Origin of the sequence: Nocardioides sp. JS614, assembly GCF_000015265.1 — a bacterium.
In the GTDB taxonomy this organism is placed as follows: domain Bacteria; phylum Actinomycetota; class Actinomycetes; order Propionibacteriales; family Nocardioidaceae; genus Nocardioides.
In genome coordinates this window covers 3,205,834-3,224,227 of record NC_008699.1, presented here as the reverse complement: position 1 = coordinate 3,224,227, position 18,394 = coordinate 3,205,834, and the positions used below count along the sequence as shown (strand labels likewise).

Genomic DNA, 18,394 nt, shown 5'->3' with positions numbered 1-18,394 from the left:
ACTGCACTGCTCGACCAGACGACGGGAGCACGCCCGTGCCCTACTCGCACGCATTCCCGCCACCCCAGGGGCTCTATGACCCTCGCCACGAGCACGACGCCTGTGGCGTGGCGTTCGTCGCGACCCTGACCGGCGTCGCCAGCCACGAGATCATCCAGCAGGGCATCTCGGCCCTGCTGAACCTCGACCACCGCGGGGCCGCGGGCGCGGAGGTCAACTCCGGCGACGGCGCGGGCATCCTGATCCAGGTCCCCGACGCGTTCCTGCGCTCGGTCACCGCGGAGCTCGGCTTCGAGCTGCCCGCCCCCCACGCGTACGCGGTCGGCACCGCGTTCCTCCCCGCCGAGGTCGAGCAGGCGGCCAAGACCCGCCAGCGGATCGAGGAGATCGCGGCCGAGGAGGGCCTCACGGTCCTCGGCTGGCGCGACGTCCCGGTCGACCCGGACTCCCTCGGCAGCACCGCGCGCGCCGTGATGCCGTCGTTCGCCCAGCTCTTCGTCGCCGGCGCCGGCTCGCGGGTCACCGGGATGGCCCTCGAGCGCCAGGCGTTCTGCCTGCGCAAGCGCGCCGAGCACGAGACCGACGCCTACTTCCCCTCGCTCTCCTCCCGCACCCTGATCTACAAGGGCATGCTCACCCCCGCCCAGCTCGACGAGGTCTACCCCGACCTGCGCGACGAGCGGATGACCTCCGCGATGGCGGTCGTCCACTCGCGGTTCTCGACCAACACCTTCCCGAGCTGGCCGCTGTCGCACCCGTTCCGGTTCATCGCCCACAACGGGGAGATCAACACGGTGATGGGCAACCGCAACTGGATGCGTGCCCGCGAGGCGCTGCTGGCCTCCGACTTGATCCCCGGCGACCTGGAGCGGCTCTACCCGATCTGTACCCCCGGCGCGTCGGACTCGGCCTCGTTCGACGAGGTGCTCGAGCTCCTGCACATGGGCGGTCGCTCGCTCCCGCACTCGGTGCTGATGATGATCCCGGAGGCGTGGGAGAACCACGCCGAGATGGACGCCAAGCGCCGCGCGTTCTACGCGTTCCACTCGGCCCTGATGGAGCCGTGGGACGGCCCGGCGTGCGTGGTGTTCACCGACGGATCACAGATCGGCGCGGTGCTCGACCGCAACGGGCTGCGCCCCTCGCGGTACTGGGTGACCGACGACGGCCTGGTCGTCCTCGCCTCCGAGGTCGGCGTGCTCGACATCGACCCGGCCAAGGTGGTCCGCAAGGGCCGGCTCCAGCCCGGCCGGATGTTCCTCGTCGACACCGATGAGCACCGGATCATCGAGGACGAGGAGATCAAGTCCCAGCTCGCGTCCGAGCACCCCTACGACGAGTGGCTGCACGCCGGCCTGATCCACCTCGACGACGTCCCCGAGCGGGAGCACGTCGTGCACACCCACGCGTCGGTCACCAGGCGCCAGCAGGTCTTCGGCTACACCGAGGAGGAGCTGCGGGTCCTGCTCACCCCGATGGCGAACTCCGGGGGAGAGCCGCTCGGCTCGATGGGCACCGACACCCCGATCGCGGCCCTGAGCGAGAAGCCGCGGCTGCTGTTCGACTACTTCAGCCAGCTGTTCGCGCAGGTCACGAACCCGCCGCTGGACGCGATCCGCGAGGAGCTCGTCACCTCGCTCGCCGGCACCATCGGCCCCGAGTCGAACCTGCTCCAGCCCGCCCCGGCGTCGTGCCGGATGGTGCAGCTGCCGTTCCCGGTGATCTCCAACGACGACCTGGCCAAGATCCGGCACATCAACCGCGACGGCGACATGCCGGGCTTCATCACCCACGTCGCTCGGGGCCTGTACCCCGTCGAGGGCGGCGGCGCCGCGATGGCGCAGCGGATCGACGAGATCTGTGAGGAGGTGTCGGCCGCGATCGCCGACGGCGCCCGGATCATCGTGCTGTCCGACCGGCACTCCACCGCAGAGCTGGCCCCGATCCCGTCGCTCCTGCTCACCGGGGCCGTGCACCACCACCTGGTGCGCGAGAAGACCCGCACCCAGGTCGGGCTGCTCGTCGAGGCCGGTGACGTCCGCGAGGTCCACCACGTCGCGCTGCTCGTCGGGTACGGCGCGGCCGCGGTCAACCCGTACCTCGCCATGGAGTCCGTGGAAGACCTCGCCCGCGAGGGCTACTACGTGAAGGTCGAGCAGGAGTTGGCCGTGGCCAACCTGGTCAAGGCACTCGGCAAGGGCGTGCTCAAGGTGATGTCGAAGATGGGCGTCTCCACGGTGGCCTCCTACACCGGCGCCCAGATCTTCGAGGCGGTCGGCCTGTCCCAGGCCGTGGTGGACAAGTACTTCACCGGCACCGTCTCCAAGCTCGGCGGCATCGAGCTCGACACGATCGCGGAGGAGGTGGCGCTCCGGCACGCCACGGCGTACCCGCGCGGCGGCATCTCCCCGGCGCACCGCGAGCTGCCGATCGGCGGCGAGTACCAGTGGCGCCGCGAGGGCGAGCCGCACCTGTTCGACCCGGACACGGTCTTCCGGCTGCAGCACTCCACCCGCACCGGCCGCTACGACGTCTTCAAGCAGTACTCCACCCGCGTCAACGAGCAGTCGAAGCGGCTGATGACGCTGCGCGGCCTGTTCCGGCTCAAGGACGCCGACGAGGCCGGCCGACGGTCGATCCCGATCGAGGAGGTCGAGCCGGTCTCGTCGATCGTCAAGCGGTTCTCGACCGGCGCGATGTCCTACGGCTCGATCTCCCAGGAGGCGCACGAGACCCTCGCGATCGCCATGAACCGGCTGGGCGCGAAGTCCAACACCGGCGAGGGCGGCGAGGACCCCGACCGGCTCTACGATCCCGAGCGCCGCAGCGCGATCAAGCAGGTCGCCTCGGGCCGGTTCGGTGTCACCGCGGAGTACCTCACCAACGCCGACGACATCCAGATCAAGATGGCGCAGGGCGCGAAGCCGGGCGAGGGCGGCCAGCTGCCCGGCAACAAGGTGTACCCCTGGGTCGCCAAGACCCGGCACTCCACGCCCGGCGTGGGCCTGATCAGTCCGCCGCCGCACCACGACATCTACTCCATCGAGGACCTGGCCCAGCTGATCCACGACCTCAAGAACGCCAACCCGCAGGCCCGTGTCCACGTGAAGCTGGTCTCCGAGGTCGGCGTCGGCACGGTCGCGGCCGGGGTCTCGAAGGCGCACGCCGACGTGGTCCTCGTCTCCGGGCACGACGGCGGCACCGGCGCCGCGCCGCTCACCTCGCTCAAGCACGCCGGCGGGCCCTGGGAGCTCGGCCTGGCCGAGACCCAGCAGACGCTGCTGCTCAACGGACTGCGCGACCGGATCGTCGTGCAGACCGACGGCCAGCTCAAGACCGGCCGCGACGTCGTCGTCGCCGCGCTGCTCGGCGCCGAGGAGTTCGGGTTCGCGACCGCGCCGCTGGTCGTGTCGGGTTGCATCATGATGCGGGTCTGTCACCTGGACACCTGCCCGGTCGGCGTCGCGACCCAGAACCCGGTCCTGCGGGACCGGTTCAGCGGCAAGGCCGAGTACGTCGTCAACTTCTTCGAGTACATCGCCGAGGAGGTCCGCGAGCTGCTCGCCCAGCTGGGCTTCCGCAGCATCGAGGAGGCGATCGGCCAGGTCGGCTCGCTGGACGTCTCCGAGGCGGTCGACCACTGGAAGGCCTCCGGACTCGACCTCACGCCGATCCTGCACCAGCCGGACCGGTCGGCGTTCCCCGACCAGGACCTGTACTGCACCAAGCAGCAGGACCACGGCCTGGAGAAGTCGCTCGACGTCACCGAGCTGCTGCCGCTGGTGCAGCCGGCCCTGGAGTCCGGCGAGCGGGTGCGCGCCCAGGTCGCGATCCGCAACGTCAACCGCACCGTCGGCACCATCCTCGGCCACGAGGTCACCAAGCGGTACGCCGGAGCGGGACTGCCCGACGGCACCATCGACCTGACCTTCGTCGGCTCGGCGGGCCAGTCCTTCGGGGCATTCGTCCCGAAGGGGATCACGCTGCGCCTGGAGGGTGACGCCAACGACTACGTCGGCAAGGGCCTCTCAGGTGGCCGTATCGTCGTGCGTCCCGACCGGGCGGCGACGTTCGCGGCGAACGAGCAGATCATCGCCGGCAACGTGATCGGGTACGGCGCGACCTCCGGCGAGGTCTTCATCCGGGGCGGCGTCGGCGAGCGGTGCTGCGTGCGGAACTCCGGTGCCTGGGTCGTCACCGAGGGCGTCGGCGACCACGGCTGCGAGTACATGACCGGCGGCCGGGTCGCCGTCCTCGGCAGGACCGGGCGCAACTTCGCGGCCGGCATGTCCGGTGGCGTGGCCTGGGTGCTGGACCTCCAGCCGGGACGGGTGAACCCCGAGCTGGTCGAGCTCGGGCCGGTCAGCGGCGCGGCTGCGGCCGAGCTCGAGCAGCTGGTGCGCGCGCACCTCGAGGAGACCGGCTCCACGGTCGCCGAGGAGCTGCTCGCCGACTGGGAGACCGCGCTGACGCGGTTCACCGAGATCATGCCCACCGACTACCGCAAGTCGCTCGCGGCCAAGGCGAAGGCCGAGGCTGACGGCTTGGACGAGAACGAGACCGCCCACGCGATGATGGAGGCGCTCCATGGATGAGCGAAGCGCAGGAGCAGAGGGGGTGGCGCAGCATGGCTGACCCCCGCGGATTCTTGAAGAAGGGCCGGGAGGTCGCCGCGCGGCGCCCGGTCGAGGAGCGGATCCAGGACTGGAACGAGGTCTACCCGGGCTCCGCCGGCCGGGCCCTGCTCCCGATCATCACCGAGCAGGCCGGGCGTTGCATGGACTGCGGCATCCCGTTCTGCCACCAGGGCTGCCCGCTGGGGAACATCATCCCCGAGTGGAACGACCTGGTCTGGCGCGACGACTGGGAGGGCGCGATCGAGCGCCTGCACGCGACCAACAACTTCCCGGACTTCACCGGCCGGCTCTGCCCGGCGCCCTGCGAGACGGCCTGCGTGCTCGGCATCAACCAGGATCCGGTGACGATCAAGAACGTCGAGGTCGCGATCATCGACAAGGCGTGGGACTCCGGGTTCGTGCGCCCGCAGCCGCCGGAGTGGCTCTCGGGTCGCACCGTCGCCGTGGTCGGCTCCGGCCCGGCCGGCCTGGCCGCCGCTCAGCAGCTGACCCGCGCCGGGCACACGGTCGCGGTCTACGAGCGCGCCGACAAGATCGGCGGGCTGCTGCGCTACGGCATCCCCGAGTTCAAGATGGAGAAGCAGCACCTCGACAAGCGCTTGGAGCAGATGCGCCGGGAGGGGACCGTCTTCCGCTCCGGCGTGGAGGTCGGCGCGGAGCTGACCGGCGACCAGCTGCGGGACCGCTACGACGCCGTCGTCCTCGCGATCGGCTCCACGGTGCCGCGCGAGCTGCCGGCCCCCGGCCGCGAGCTGCGCGGCATCCACCAGGCGATGGACTTCCTCCCGCAGGCCAACCGGGCCGCGCTCGGCGAGGAGGTCGACGGGCAGATCACCGCGACCGGCAAGCACGTGGTGATCATCGGCGGCGGCGACACCGGTGCGGACTGCCTCGGCACCTCCACCCGCCAGGGAGCCGCGTCGATCACGCAGCTGGAGATCATGCCCGAGCCGCCCGAGTCGCGTCCGGCCGGCCAGCCGTGGCCCACGTACCCGATGGTGTTCCGGATCTCCTCGGCCCACGAGGAGGCCGCGCACCAGAACCTGCAGAGCCGGGTGTACGCCGTCTCCACGAAGGAGTTCCTCGGCGACCAGGACGGCAACGTCCGGGCGCTCAGGCTGGTCGAGGTGCGCCTCGAGGACGGCCGGTTCGTCGAGGTCGAGGGCTCCGAGCAGGAGATCCCGGCCGAGCTGGTGCTGCTCGCGATGGGCTTCACCGGTCCGCAGCAGGCCGGCCTGGTCGAGCAGCTCGCCGTGGACCTGGACGAGCGGGGCAACGTGGCCCGGGACGCGGCGTACATGACGTCGGTCGACGGCGTCTTCGTCGCCGGTGACGCCGGCCGCGGCCAGTCGCTGATCGTCTGGGCGATCGCCGAGGGCCGGGCCGCGGCCGCCGCGGTGGACACCTACCTGACCGGCTCCACGACGCTGCCCGCGCCGATCCCGCCCACCGAGCGCCCGCTGGTGGTCTGAGGGCCCGCCGCGGTCGGGACCAACGGCACCTTCCGGTCCCGGCCGCGGAGTTACCGGAGGGTTTGGTCTTTGAACGATCAAAGTCGCGGTAGGGTGAAGCACGTGCGTAGAGCGAAGATCGTGTGCACCCTGGGCCCCGCGGTGGCGAACCCTCGACGGATCCGTGAACTGGTCTATGCCGGCATGGACGTCGCCCGCCTGAACATGAGCCACGGCTCGCACGAGGACCATGCCGAGGCCTACCGCCTCGTGCGCGAGGCCTCGGACGCGAGCGGCCACGGCGTCGGCATCTTCGCCGACCTGCAGGGCCCGAAGATCCGGCTCGAGCGGTTCGCGAACGGTCCGGTCGTGCTGACCCGCGGGCAGGCGTGGACGATCACCACCCGCGACGTGCCCGGCGACGACCGCGAGTGCGGGACGACGTACAAGGGCCTGCCCGGCGACGTGAGCGTCGGCGACCCGATCCTCATCGACGACGGCAAGGTGCGGCTGCGGGTCACCAAGGTCGACGGACCGGACGTGCACACCGAGGTGCTCGTGGGCGGCAAGGTCAGCGACAACAAGGGCATCAACCTGCCCGGCGTCGCCGTGTCCGTGCCGGCGCTGTCGGAGAAGGACATCGAGGACCTGCGCTTCGCGCTGCACCTCACGGTCGACTTCATCGCGCTGAGCTTCGTACGCGACGCCAAGGACGTCGAGGACGTCCGGCGGATCATGGACGAGGAGGGCGTGCACCTCCCGGTCATCGCGAAGATCGAGAAGCCGCAGGCGATCGAGAACCTCGACGAGGTGATCGCGGCGTTCGACGGCTTCATGGTCGCCCGCGGCGACCTCGGCGTGGAGTGCCCGCTCGAGGACGTCCCGTTCCTGCAGAAGCGGATCGTCGAGAAGGCCCGCCTCAACGCCAAGCCCGTCATCGTCGCGACCCAGATGCTGGAGTCGATGATCGGCAACCCCGCGCCGACCCGCGCCGAGGCCTCCGACGTCGCGAACGCCGTCCTCGACGGCGCCGACGCGGTGATGCTGTCCGGCGAGACCAGCGTGGGGGAGTACCCCGTCCACACCGTCGAGACGATGGCGCGGATCATCGCGGCGACCGAGGCGCACGCCCTGGCGCAGCCCCCGGGCCGGGCCGCCCTCGCCGAGATCGACTGGGACCCGCACACCCGCGGCGGCGTGATCGCCAAGGCCGCCGAGGAGGTCGCCGAGCGGGTCGGGGCGAAGTACGTCGTCGCCTTCACCCAGAGCGGTGACTCCGCGCGCCGGATGTCGCGGCTGCGTGGCCCGATCCCGATCCTCGCGTTCACGCCGGTCGGGGTGGTGCGCTCGCAGCTCGCGCTGACCTGGGGGATCGAGACGTTCCTGACCCAGCCCGTCGAGCACACCGACGAGATGGTCCGTCAGGTCGACGACCAGCTGCTCCGGATCGGCCGGGTCCGCGAGGGTGACCTCGTGGTCATCATCGCGGGCGCCCCTCCGGGCATCCCCGGGTCGACGAACGCGCTGCGGATCCACCGGATGGGCGACGCGATCAACCAGGTCGCGCCGGCGTACCGCCGCAGCTGAACATCAGCGCTTCAGCCCGATCAGCGTGTCGAGCCTGGCCACTGCGGCGCGGGTCGAGACGCTGATCGTCTTCGCGTTCGACTGCCGCCACGGGACGTCGACGAGGTCCAGCGCCCAGCAGCACAGCTGCTGGATGTCCGTCGAGACATTGGTGAACTGCCAACGGGGATAGTCGTACCGCTTCCGCTCTCCGGCCACCATCCTGGTCGTCCAGTTGCGCACCCGGGACCCATCCGAATGGAACAGGCCGCGCAGGAACGCGGCAGGGTACGCCTCGACGATCGCAACCTGCCAAGGCTCCAGCACGATCGGCCGCTCGTGCTTGCGCCCGGGCCCGTGCTGCGGGAACAGGCACGGCCAGTGCTTCCAGTTGGACTGCACGACTACGGCGCCCGGCGCGCGGACCCGGAACACGCGCCGGGCAGGACGGACATCCCGAATCGCCGCCTCGATGTCTCGGATGATGTTCGGGTAGCGGGCGTCGCAGGAGACCCGGAGCGTGAAGTACCGGCGGTGCCGAGACAGGCAACCGTCCCCCAGGTAGTAGCCGAGGAGTGCCCCATAGGGCGGTCCCGGGATGGGAACGCCGTCGCACCGAGGACATTCGCCGGCTGGGATCGGCTCACGGAGCCAGATCCGCAGCGTCGAGCGGTGCACCCCGGTCATCCGACTCACCTCGGACAGGCCTCGACTGCGCAACAGATCGAGCGCAGCCTTGCGTTCGGACGGCGGGTACATGCCGACAGCGTCCCGCCCCGCACCGACAGGCGCGTTGCGCAAGTGCCCCGGGTGGGATTCGAACCCACACTGGACGGTGTTTGAGACCGCTTCCTCTGCCGGTTGGGATACCGGGGCGCGCGCAGAACCCTATCCGAGGGACGGCTGTGCTGGCCGCGCCGGGAGCCGGATAACCTGCTGCCGTGACTCAGACCGAGCAGCCGGCCCCGCAGCCCGGCGGCCCCGCACCGCGGCGCGTCGTCATCGCCGAGGACGAGGTGCTGATCCGGATGGACCTCGCCGAGATGCTGGGCGAGGAGGGGTACGACGTGGTCGGCCAGGCCGGCGACGGTGCCACCGCGGTCCGGCTCGCCGAGGAGCTGCGCCCCGACCTGGTCATCCTCGACGTGAAGATGCCGGTTCTGGACGGGATCGCCGCCGCCGAGCGGATCGCCGAGGCCCGGATCGCGCCGGTCGTGATCCTGACCGCCTTCTCGCAGCGTGAGCTCGTCGAGCGGGCCCGGGACGCCGGGGCGATGGCGTACCTGGTCAAGCCGTTCTCCCGGTCCGACCTGGTGCCGGCGATCGAGATGGCGGTCAGCCGGTTCGCCGAGCTCGCCCTCCTGGAGGCCGAGGTCGCCGACCTCACCGAGCGCCTCGAGACCCGCAAGGCCGTCGACCGGGCCAAGGGCGTCCTGCAGGAGCAGCTGCACCTCTCCGAGCCCGACGCCTTCCGGTGGATCCAGAAGACCGCCATGGACCTGCGGCTCTCGATGCGCCAGGTCGCCGACGGAGTGATCACGCACGGTCCCGGACTGGCCGGCTGACCGGTCCAGCCCACCGGCGTGTGACGGAAGCCATCTACTTTTCTAGATCACGAATTGGCAACGACAGGGCACAAAGTCCTGCTCAGCCCACTCTGGTCCCGGGTTCGACGCTAGTTTGCCGGGTATCGAGAGTCGATCTCCGGTCCCGCCCCGCGCGGACCGGAGGAAAGCTAGTCCAGACGGAGGCTTCATGATTCGCTCCAGCCGCGCTCGCCGCGCAGCCATCACGCTCGCGGCATCCGCACTCGTCCTCACTGCTTGTGGCAGTGACGGCGGCTCCGACAGCAAGTCCGACGCTCCCGACGAGGGCACCTCCTCGTCGGCGCCGGCAACGACGGGTGACGGCGTGCTCAAGATCGGCCAGCTGCTGCCCCAGACCGGTGACCTCGCCTACCTGGGCCCCCCCGAGTTCGCGGGCGTCGACCTGGCCATCAAGGAAATCAACGACGCGGGTGGCGTGCTCGGGAAGCCCGTCGAGAGCTTCAAGGCGGACTCCGGCGACGGTACGCCGGATATCGCGGGCGCCTCCGTCGACTCGCTCCTCCAGGACAGCGTCGACGCCATCGTCGGTGCCGCCGCCTCCGGCGTGTCGCTCTCGGTGATCGACAAGATCACCGGTGCCGGCGTCGTGCAGATCTCCCCGGCGAACACCGCCGCGGCGTTCGACACCTACGACGACGGCGGCCTGTACTTCCGCACCGCGCCGTCCGACCGCCTGCAGGGCCAGGTGCTCGGCAACATGGCGGTCGAGGACGGGTTCTCCAACGTCGCCGTGATGGCGCGCCAGGATGCGTACGGCGAGGGTCTGGCCGAGCAGGTCGACCAGACGCTGAAGGAGCAGGGCGCCAACGTCGCGGCCCACATCCTCTACGCCGCCGACGCTCAGAACTTCACCGCAGAGGTCAACGAGATCGCGGCGGCCAAGCCCGACGCTCTCGTGCTGATCGCGTTCAACGAGACGACGAAGATCATCCCGCAGCTGATCGCCAAGGGGATCGGCCCGCAGGACATCCAGCTCTACTTCGTCGACGGCAACATGGCCGACTACTCCGCCGAGTCCTTCGACCTGGAGGGCGTCAAGGGCACCTTCCCGGCTCCGGCCGAGGTCGACGAGAGCTTCAACCAGCGGCTGCTCGAGGTGGACCCGAAGCTGAAGGACTTCACCTACGGCCCGCAGTCCTACGACGCCACGATCCTCACCGCGCTCGCTGCGATCGCGGCCGGGGACGACTCCGGCGAGGCGATCGCCGGCGAGCTGGTCAACGTCTCCAAGGACGGCGAGGCCTGCACCACGTTCGCCGACTGCGCGAAGCTGCTCGAGGACGGCCAGGACATCAACTACGAGGGTGTCTCCGGCCCGACCGACATGAACGACACCGGCAGCCCGAACGCTGCGACGATCGGCATCCAGGAGTACGCCAAGAACAACAAGTACTCGCAGATCGACTCGGTCTCCGGCGTCCTGGAGTGACCCGGCGCTGACCGACGCACAAGACGACGGGCCCGACCTCCGCGGAGGTCGGGCCCGTTCGTCGTTGTGCCCGGCTCAGGCCTGGGCGAGGGTGCCGAGGTAGAGCTCGATGACCTTCGGGTCGTTGCCGAGGGCCTTGCCGGTGCCGGTGTAGGCGTTGCGGCCCTGGTCGAGGACGTAGCCGCGGTCGCAGATCTGCAGGCAGCGCCGGGCGTTCTGCTCGACCATGATCACCGAGACGCCGGCCCGGTTGATCCGGCGGGTCTGGACGAACACCTCGTCCTGCATGACGGGGGAGAGCCCCGCGGAGGGCTCGTCGAGGAGGAGGACCGACGGGTCCATCATCAGGGCCCGGCCCATCGCGACCATCTGCCGCTCGCCCCCGGACAACGAGCCGGCCCGCTGGGCGCGCCGGTCGTGCAGGGCGGGGAACAGCTCGCCGACGAACTCGAAGCGCTTCTTGAACGACTCCGGGCTCTGGTAGCAGCCCATCTCGAGATTCTCGCGGATCGTGAGCGAGGGGAACACGTTGTTGGTCTGCGGGACGAAGCCGATGCCCTTGGACACCAGGCTGTCTGCGCGTTCGTTGGTGATCTCCTGGCCCTTGAGCCGAACGCTGCCCGAGGAGATCTTCACGAGCCCGAAGAGCGCCTTGAGCAGCGTCGACTTGCCGGCGCCGTTCGGGCCGATGATGCCGACCAGCTCGCCCTCCTTGCAGTAGAGGTTGGAGCCGTTGAGGATGTTCACCCCGGGCAGGTAGCCCGCGATCAGCTCGTCGGCGCGCAGCACGGCGCCCTCGGCGTGGGCGAGGTGCTCCTCGCGGGCCGCGTCCTCGGCCGCGCTGGTCGCCTCAGACATCGCGATCCCCCTTGGTGTCGTGGTCCTCGTGGTCGGCGTGCTCGGCGGCGAGCTCGGCCTCCGCGGCCTCGAGGATCTGCTCCTCTGCCTCGAAGTCCAGCACCGTGTCGTGGTGGGCGCCCAGGTAGGCGTCGATCACCCGGGTGTCGCTCATCACCGAGTCCGGCGGTCCCTCCGCGATCACCCGCCCCTGGGCCATCACCACGACCCAGTCGGAGATGTCGCGGACCATGTCCATGTCGTGCTCGACGAAGAGCACCGTGCGGCCCTCGTCGCGCAACGCCTTCACGTGGCCCAGCAGCGACTGCTTGAGGGCGGGGTTCACCCCCGCCATCGGCTCGTCGAGCATGACCAGCTCGGGGTCGGCCATCAGGGCGCGTGCCATCTCCAGCAGCTTGCGCTGCCCGCCGGACAGCGAGCCCGCGAAGTCCTCGCGCTTCTTGATCAGCAAGAAGCGCTCGAGCAGGGCGTCGGCCTTGCGGGTGTTCTCCTCCTCCTGGGCGCGCCACAGCGGGGCGAACATCGCCTTGAGGAGGTTCTCGCCAGCCTGGTGGGGGGCGCCGGTGCGCATGTTCTCGATGACGGTGAGCTTGGAGAGCACCTTCGTCAGCTGGAAGGTGCGCACCATGCCCATCCGGGCCACCCGTGAGGCCGGCACCTTGCGGAGGCTGCGCCCGTTGAAGGACCAGTCGCCGGAGTCGGGCCGGTCGAAGCCGGTCAGCAGGTTGAAGAACGTGGTCTTGCCGGCACCGTTGGGACCGATCAGCGCCGTGATCGCACCCCGCTGGATCTCCACGTGCTCGACGTCGACGGCGGTGAGGCCGCCGAAGGTGCGGGTGATGTCGTCCGCGACCACGATCGGGTCCGGCTTCGCGGCGCCCGGCTCGTGGGGCACGTCGGTGAACATGGCCGCAGCCGTTCCGGACGGGCGGTGGGTGGGGGCGGTGACGGCCCCGCCTTCGGACTCAGCGGCCATCGATCGCCAGCTCCCTTCGGTCTCCGAAAATGCCTTGTGGGCGGTAGATCATCAGCAGCATCAGCGCCAGGCCGAGCACGATGAAGCGCATCAGGCCCGCCTGGTTCTGGTTCATGATCGCCTGCGGGATCACGTCGTGCGCGGCCGCCTGACGGAAGAACTGGTCCAGGAAGTTGATCAGGCCCCAGAAGATCACGGTGCCGACGACCGGGCCGAAGACCCGGGCGGCCCCGCCGAGGAGCAGGATCGTGTAGGCGAAGAAGGTCGTGTCGGTGGCATAGTCGGTGGGGATCACCGCAGCCTTGCTCAGGCCGTAGATGTAGCCGGCGAAGGTGCCGAAGAGGCCGCCGATCACGAGCGACTGCATCTTGTAGGAGTACACGTTCTTGCCGAGGCTGCGCACGGCGTCCTCGTCCTCGCGGATCGCCTTGAGGACCCGGCCCCACGGGCTGCGCATCAGCGCCCAGACGACCAGGCAGGACAGGGCGACCAGGATCCAGCCGACGGTCATCACCCAGAAGTCGTTCGCGCGCCACTCGACGATGCCGGGGATGCCGACCGAACCGGAGTACGGGTTCAGCGCTCGGAAGTCGCCGACGAAGCTGTTCAGGCCGTCCTGGCCGCCGAAGTACTCCAGGAGGGTGACCGAGCCGACGGTCTGCCGGAGCATCTCGGCGGCGGCGATCGTCACGATCGCGAGGTAGTCGGCCCGCAGCCGCAACGTCGGGACGCCGAGGAGCAGGGCCAGCACCACGGTGAGCACCAGCCCGACCACGATGCCCAACCACAGCGAGAGGCCCCAGGTAGCGACGACCGACGCCATCGCGTAGCCACCGACCGCCATGAAGGCGGCCTGGCCGAAGTTGAGCAGTCCGGTGTAGCCGAAGTGCACGTTCAGGCCGATCGCGGCCAGGCAGTAGACGATCGCCAGCGGACCGAAGGCCTGCTGCAGCGTCTGGGTGAGGATGCTTCCGAAGTCCACGGCAGGTCTCCTAGCCGATGCGCTGGGCCCGGCCGAGCAGACCCTGGGGACGGACGAGCAGGACGAGGACCAGGACCGCGAGGCCGCCGACGTACTTGAGCTCGGAGGGCACCACCAGCGTCGAGACCTCGACGAGGATGCCGATCAGGAACGCGCCCACCATGGCGCCCCAGATCGTGCCGAGCCCGCCGAGGACGACCGCGGAGAACATCAGCAGCAGGAGCTTGAAGCCGAGCTGGAAGTCGAAGCCCTGGGTGATGCCGAGGAGCGCGCCGGACAGTGCGGCGATCGCGACGCTGACGGTCCACACCACCGCGATCACCTGCTGGACGTTGATGCCCGACGACGCGGCCAGCCCGGGGTTGTCGGCGACGGCACGGGTGGCCTTGCCGATCCGGGTGAGCTGGATCGCCAGGGACACGACGACCAGGACGGCGACGCCGACGATGATCACGACGACATCGCGGGCCGTGATCAGGACCGGCCCGATCTCCCAGGGCTTGCTGGCGGAGTACTGCGAGTAGTTGTGGTTCTGCCCGCCGGCGACGTACTGGAACACGCTGCGCATGAAGATCGACAAGCCGATGCTGACGATCATCATCGCGATGATGCCGGTGCCCCGGATCCGGAGCGGCTTCCACAGCAGCTTGTCGTTGAGCAGGCCGAGGACGCCGCCGGCGACGAACGCGACGATCACGCCGACGACGACGGTGATGTTCCAGCCGAGGCCCGGCATCGTGATCTGGCCGGGCAGGAGGTCGATGCCCCAGGCGACCAGGGCGCCGAACGTGACCAGCTCGCCGTGGGCGAAGTTCGTCAGGCCGGTCGTGCCGAACACCATCGACAGGCCGAGAGCGGCCATGGCCAGGGAGACCGAGAAGACGATGCCGCCGACGGCCAGCTGGACGCCCTGGACGAAGGTGCTGGCGCCCTCGGGCAGGGCGTCGCCGATCGGGAACGCCACCGCCTGGTCGGAGGTCGTGTCGAAGTTGAGCGTGAGCTCCACCTGCTCGGGGTTGCGCAGATCCGAGCCCTCAGGAAGCGTGGCCTGGTCGATCTTGATCGTGAAGTCCTTGCGCAGGTTGGTGATCGGGTCACCGGGGAGCGCCACGTCGAAGATGCCGTTCTCGTCGGTCTCGACCGTGGCGACCACCTCGCCATCGGGGCCCTCGACCGTGACCGAGACGCCCGGGACCGGGGCCGGCGGGTCCTCGCGCTGGTCGCGCAGGCAGCCCTTGATGTGGATCTGGTCGTCGTCGTTCTTCGGGTACTGGCACCCGCCCCCGGCGGCGGCGCTCAGCGTCGGCCCCGAGGCGACCGCTGCGGCTGCGCCCGGGCCGAACACGGCGAGGAGTGCTATCAGAAGCGCACCCGCCGCTGCGGCGAGGTGCGTGGCTCGGATGTGCATGTGCCTCCTGGGGCCGGGGCGCGTGGTGACGCCGCGTTGCAACACGGTCAGACGGGTGGTCGGACAGCTGGTCGGACAGTAGCGACTCGACGGCGGATGTGGCACGCGCCACACCTGCGCCCCGATCCGCAGCAGGTGACACCGTAGACCGCCGACGCCCCGAATGGTGACCGGGACCACAACGAACAGGTCACGAAACCGGTCAGAGGACCTTCGAGAGGAACGCCTGGGTGCGCTGGTGCTGGGGGTTGGCGAGCACCTCACGCGGGTCGCCCTCCTCGACGATCACGCCGTCGTCCATGAAGACCAGCCGGTCGCCGACCTCGCGGGCGAAGCCCATCTCGTGGGTGACGACCATCATCGTCATGCCCTCCGACGCCAGGTCCCTCATGACGGCCAGCACGTCGCCGACCAGCTCCGGGTCGAGCGCGCTGGTGGGCTCGTCGAAGAGCATCATGTCCGGGTTCATCGAGAGCGCCCGGGCGATCGCGACCCGCTGCTGCTGGCCGCCGGAGAGATGGGCCGGATAGACGTTCTCGCGGCCCGCCAGCCCGACCTTCGCGAGGTTGACGCGGGCGACCTCGACGGCCTGGTCCTTCGAGCGCTTCTTGACCCGTCGCTGGGCCACGCACAGGTTGCTGAGCACGTTCATGTGGGGGAACAGGTTGAACTGCTGGAACACCATCCCGATGCGGGAGCGGACCGCGTCGAGGTCGGTCTCGGGGTCGGTGATGTCGATCCCCTCGATCAGGATCTTGCCCGACGTGGGCTCCTCCAGCCGGTTGACGCAGCGCAGCAGCGTCGACTTGCCGGAACCGGACGGGCCGATCACGCACACGACCTGGCTCTGGTCGACGTGGAAGTCGATGCCCTTGAGCACCTCGTGCTCACCGAAGTACTTGTGCAGGTTCGAGACCTGGATCGCGGGGGTGCTCATCGGGACGCTTTCTGCTGTCGCCGCTCGAGGAATGCCACGAGCTGGCTGGCCGGGATGGAGATCACCAGGTAGACGAGCGCGATCGCGAGCAGCGGGCTCGCGTTGGAGTAGTTGATGAGTCCCTGTTGACCGAACGACGTGAGCTCGACCTGGTCGTACTGCATGCCCACCACGTAGAGCAGGGACGTGTCCTTGACCAGCAGGATGAACTCGTTCGTCAGCGGCGGGATCACGATCCGGACCGCCTGCGGCAGCACCACCGTGACCATCGTCCAGAACCCGCCCATGCCCAGGGACTGCGCCGCCTCCCGCTGGCCCTTCGGCACCGCCTGGATGCCGGCGCGCAGGGTCTCGGCCATGTACGCGCCCGAGACCATGATCAGCGCCATCAGGCCGGCGCCGATCGTGCCGCCCGGGGGCGTCCAGCCGAAGGCGAGCGGCACCCCCAGCGCCATGAAGATGATCACGACCAGCGCCGGCAGGCCGCGGAAGAACTCGATGTAGATCGTGGCGAGCCAGCGGTAGAGCCGGAGCGGCGAGAGCCGCATCAGCGCGAGCACGAGCGCGAGCGCGATGCCGCCGGCGAACGCGATCACCGTGTACTTCACGGTGTTCTTCGCGCCGATCAGGATGATGTCCGGCCAGAGCCCCTTCCAGGTGTCCCCGTCGAAGAAGTTCTTGGAGATCGCCTCGCGGTCGGCCGTGAGGACGACGACGACCACGGCGGCGAGCAGGACGACGTAGAGGCCGCCGTCCCGCAGCCGCCGCCGCGTCGCCCGCTTCAGCGTCACTGGTCGGTCGCGAAGTAGGTGTCGTAGATCTTCTGGTAGTCACCGTCGTCCTTCATCGTGGCCAGGGCCTCGTTGACGGCGTCGATCAGCCCGGTGTTGTCCTTCTTCATCGCCAGGCCGTAGCTCTCGCCGGTGTCGTACTTCTCGACGACCTTGAACTCGCCGGGAGCCTTCGGGTCGTTCTGGTGGTCCAGGTTGACCGGGAGGTCCTGGAGCAGCGCGTCGACCTGGCCGGCCTTGATCGCGGCGTACATCTCGCCGTCGCTGGGGAAGACCACGATGTCGGCGCCGGAGGCGTTCTCGTTGGCGTATGCCTCACCGGTGGTGCCCTTCTGGACGCCGACCTTGACGCCGTCGAGGTCGCCGATCCCGGCGATCGAGGAGTCGGAGGGCACCAGCAGCGACTGCTCGGAGTCGTAGTAGCCGTCGCTGAAGCCGATCTTCTGCTCGCGTTCGGGGGTGATCGTCATCGCGCTCGCGGCCATGTCGCACTGGCCCGAGTTGAGGGCGAGGCCGCTCTGCAGCGCGTTGAAGTCGGAGTCCTTGATCTGGACCTCGAGGTCGAGCTGCTCGGCGATGGCGTTGACGATGTCGACGTCGAAGCCGGCGAAGCCCGTGGGCGTGGTCTTGTCGAAGTTCTCGAACGGCGGGTACGGCACGTCGGAACAGACCGTGAGGGTGCCGTCGGAGATCAGGTTGAGGCTCGGGGCCTCGCTACTGCCGGTGTTGTCCGAGGCATTGCCGTCGGAACCGCTGTCGGATCCACAGGCGGAGGCGGTCAGGGCGAGGGCGGACAGGACGGCGGCGGCGAGGGTCGCGCGGGGTGTCAGGCGAATCAGCATGGCTGCACAGTAGACCCGGCCGAGTGTCGCGCGGATCACAACCCCGTATCAGTGCAGCGTCGCGGCAACCTCGACCAGCAGCGGCGCGACGACGAGCGCGGGGAGCAGGTCGGCCACGGGGATCTCGCGCACCCGCAGCAGCCGCATCGCGACGCCGACCAGCAGCAGTCCTCCGGTCGCCGTGACCGCAGCCAGGTGGGCGTCGGGGAGCACGTCGCCGAGGGCCAGGCCGAGCAGGGTGAGCGAGCCCTGGACGACCACGACCGTGAGCGCGCTCGCCGCGACCCCCCAGCCGAAGGAGGCGGCGAAGGCGATCGCCGCGAACCCGTCGAGGGCGGCCTTGAGGAGGAGCTGGTCGGCGCCGTTCCCGAGGCCGTCGTTGAGCGATCCGAGGACGGTCAGCGGGCCGGTGCAGAAGACGAGCGAGGAGACGACGAACCCCTCGACGAACCGGTGCCGCTCGACCGACCCGCTCTCCCGGGTGAGCCGGGCCTGCAGCCAGCCGCCCAGCGCCTCCACCCGCTGCTCGAGCCGGAGCAGCGACCCGGTGATCCCGCCGACCAGCAGCGCGCCCAGGACGATCAGCATCGGCGCGCTGTCGCCGACCTGGTCGGCGAGGTCGTCGTCGAGCACCGCCATCGCCGACGTGCCGGCGATCAGCAGCGTGACCAGGCCCAGGGCGTCGGTGACCAGGTCGCGGGTGCGGACCGGCAGGCGGTTGCCGAGCAGGACCCCGACGGTGGCGCCGAGCAGCACGGTGGCGACGTTGACGACGGTGCCGAAACCGGGGATCACGGGACTCCTCTGACAAGACAGCGGGGCTGAGCGTAGTCTCGTGCACTGTTGCCGCGTTCGGGGGACGAGAGACGTGGCTGATCTGCGGAGGTCCGGAAGGCCATGACTCGATGAG

General features: G+C 69.7%; 14 protein-coding genes and 1 tRNA gene. 5 read left to right on the top strand and 10 right to left on the bottom strand.

The genetic code is table 11. The annotated features are described in order from the left end of the window. Window positions 1-35: 35 nt before the first annotated feature. The 3 genes from gltB to pyk all read left to right on the top strand — a co-directional run bounded on the left by gltB (window position 36) and on the right by pyk (window position 7,675). Window positions 36-4,595 carry a glutamate synthase large subunit gene (gene gltB / locus NOCA_RS16795; RefSeq protein WP_011756458.1) on the top strand — a complete coding sequence of 1,520 codons (4,560 nt, stop codon included), beginning with the start codon at window positions 36-38 and terminating at the stop codon, window positions 4,593-4,595. 32 nt (window positions 4,596-4,627) lie between these two features. Beyond that, window positions 4,628-6,109, top strand: coding sequence for a glutamate synthase subunit beta (locus tag NOCA_RS16790; RefSeq protein WP_011756457.1), 1,482 nt, complete (start codon window positions 4,628-4,630; stop codon window positions 6,107-6,109). A 102-nt stretch (window positions 6,110-6,211) separates the two neighbouring features. Next, the gene (pyk, locus tag NOCA_RS16785; RefSeq protein WP_011756456.1) at window positions 6,212-7,675 is read left to right on the top strand and encodes a pyruvate kinase; all 1,464 of its coding nucleotides are present in this window, start codon (window positions 6,212-6,214) and stop codon (window positions 7,673-7,675) included. A 3-nt stretch (window positions 7,676-7,678) separates the two neighbouring features. On the opposite strand, the gene NOCA_RS16780 is transcribed toward pyk, so the two are convergent. Both NOCA_RS16780 and NOCA_RS16775 read right to left on the bottom strand, forming a co-directional pair. After that, window positions 7,679-8,341: a transcriptional regulator gene (locus tag NOCA_RS16780; protein ID WP_238383362.1), complete on the bottom strand. Its 663-nt coding sequence runs from the start codon at window positions 8,339-8,341 to the stop codon at window positions 7,679-7,681. A 115-nt stretch (window positions 8,342-8,456) separates the two neighbouring features. Beyond that, a tRNA-Leu gene (locus tag NOCA_RS16775) sits at window positions 8,457-8,530 on the bottom strand. A gap of 65 nt (window positions 8,531-8,595) precedes the next feature. Here NOCA_RS16775 and NOCA_RS16770 point away from each other — a divergent pair. Together NOCA_RS16770 and NOCA_RS16765 are read left to right on the top strand one after the other, a co-directional pair. After that, window positions 8,596-9,219, top strand: a complete 624-nt coding sequence (locus NOCA_RS16770; RefSeq protein WP_011756454.1) for an ANTAR domain-containing response regulator — start codon at window positions 8,596-8,598, stop codon at window positions 9,217-9,219. Window positions 9,220-9,409: 190 nt separating this feature from the next. Beyond that, on the top strand, window positions 9,410-10,690 hold the full coding sequence (locus tag NOCA_RS16765; protein ID WP_011756453.1) for an ABC transporter substrate-binding protein: 1,281 nt from the start codon (window positions 9,410-9,412) through the stop codon (window positions 10,688-10,690). Between the two features lie 75 nt (window positions 10,691-10,765). Here the strand turns inward: NOCA_RS16765 and NOCA_RS16760 are convergent, their stop codons facing one another. The 8 genes from NOCA_RS16760 to NOCA_RS16725 form a co-directional block, all read right to left on the bottom strand. Then, complete coding sequence (locus tag NOCA_RS16760) at window positions 10,766-11,548, bottom strand: ABC transporter ATP-binding protein (protein WP_011756452.1); 783 nt, start codon at window positions 11,546-11,548, stop codon at window positions 10,766-10,768. Continuing rightward, complete coding sequence (locus tag NOCA_RS16755; protein WP_011756451.1) at window positions 11,541-12,524, bottom strand: ABC transporter ATP-binding protein; 984 nt, start codon at window positions 12,522-12,524, stop codon at window positions 11,541-11,543. Before NOCA_RS16755 ends, NOCA_RS16760 begins: the two co-directional genes overlap by 8 nt. Continuing rightward, on the bottom strand, window positions 12,514-13,506 hold the full coding sequence (locus NOCA_RS16750) for a branched-chain amino acid ABC transporter permease (RefSeq protein ID WP_011756450.1): 993 nt from the start codon (window positions 13,504-13,506) through the stop codon (window positions 12,514-12,516). Before NOCA_RS16750 ends, NOCA_RS16755 begins: the two co-directional genes overlap by 11 nt. A 10-nt stretch (window positions 13,507-13,516) precedes the next feature. Next, complete coding sequence (locus tag NOCA_RS16745) at window positions 13,517-14,914, bottom strand: ABC transporter permease subunit (RefSeq protein WP_049774384.1); 1,398 nt, start codon at window positions 14,912-14,914, stop codon at window positions 13,517-13,519. 202 nt (window positions 14,915-15,116) lie between these two features. Beyond that, a complete protein-coding gene (locus NOCA_RS16740; protein ID WP_011756448.1) occupies window positions 15,117-15,851 on the bottom strand; it encodes an amino acid ABC transporter ATP-binding protein in 735 nt (244 codons plus the stop codon). Continuing rightward, window positions 15,848-16,642: an amino acid ABC transporter permease gene (locus tag NOCA_RS16735; RefSeq protein WP_011756447.1), complete on the bottom strand. Its 795-nt coding sequence runs from the start codon at window positions 16,640-16,642 to the stop codon at window positions 15,848-15,850. Before NOCA_RS16735 ends, NOCA_RS16740 begins: the two co-directional genes overlap by 4 nt. After that, window positions 16,639-17,484 (bottom strand): ABC transporter substrate-binding protein, encoded by an 846-nt coding sequence (locus tag NOCA_RS16730; protein ID WP_049774597.1) that lies wholly within the window; start codon window positions 17,482-17,484, stop codon window positions 16,639-16,641. Before NOCA_RS16730 ends, NOCA_RS16735 begins: the two co-directional genes overlap by 4 nt. Window positions 17,485-17,532: 48 nt before the next feature. Next, window positions 17,533-18,279 carry a DUF554 domain-containing protein gene (locus NOCA_RS16725; protein ID WP_011756445.1) on the bottom strand — a complete coding sequence of 249 codons (747 nt, stop codon included), beginning with the start codon at window positions 18,277-18,279 and terminating at the stop codon, window positions 17,533-17,535. Window positions 18,280-18,394 lie beyond the last annotated feature (115 nt).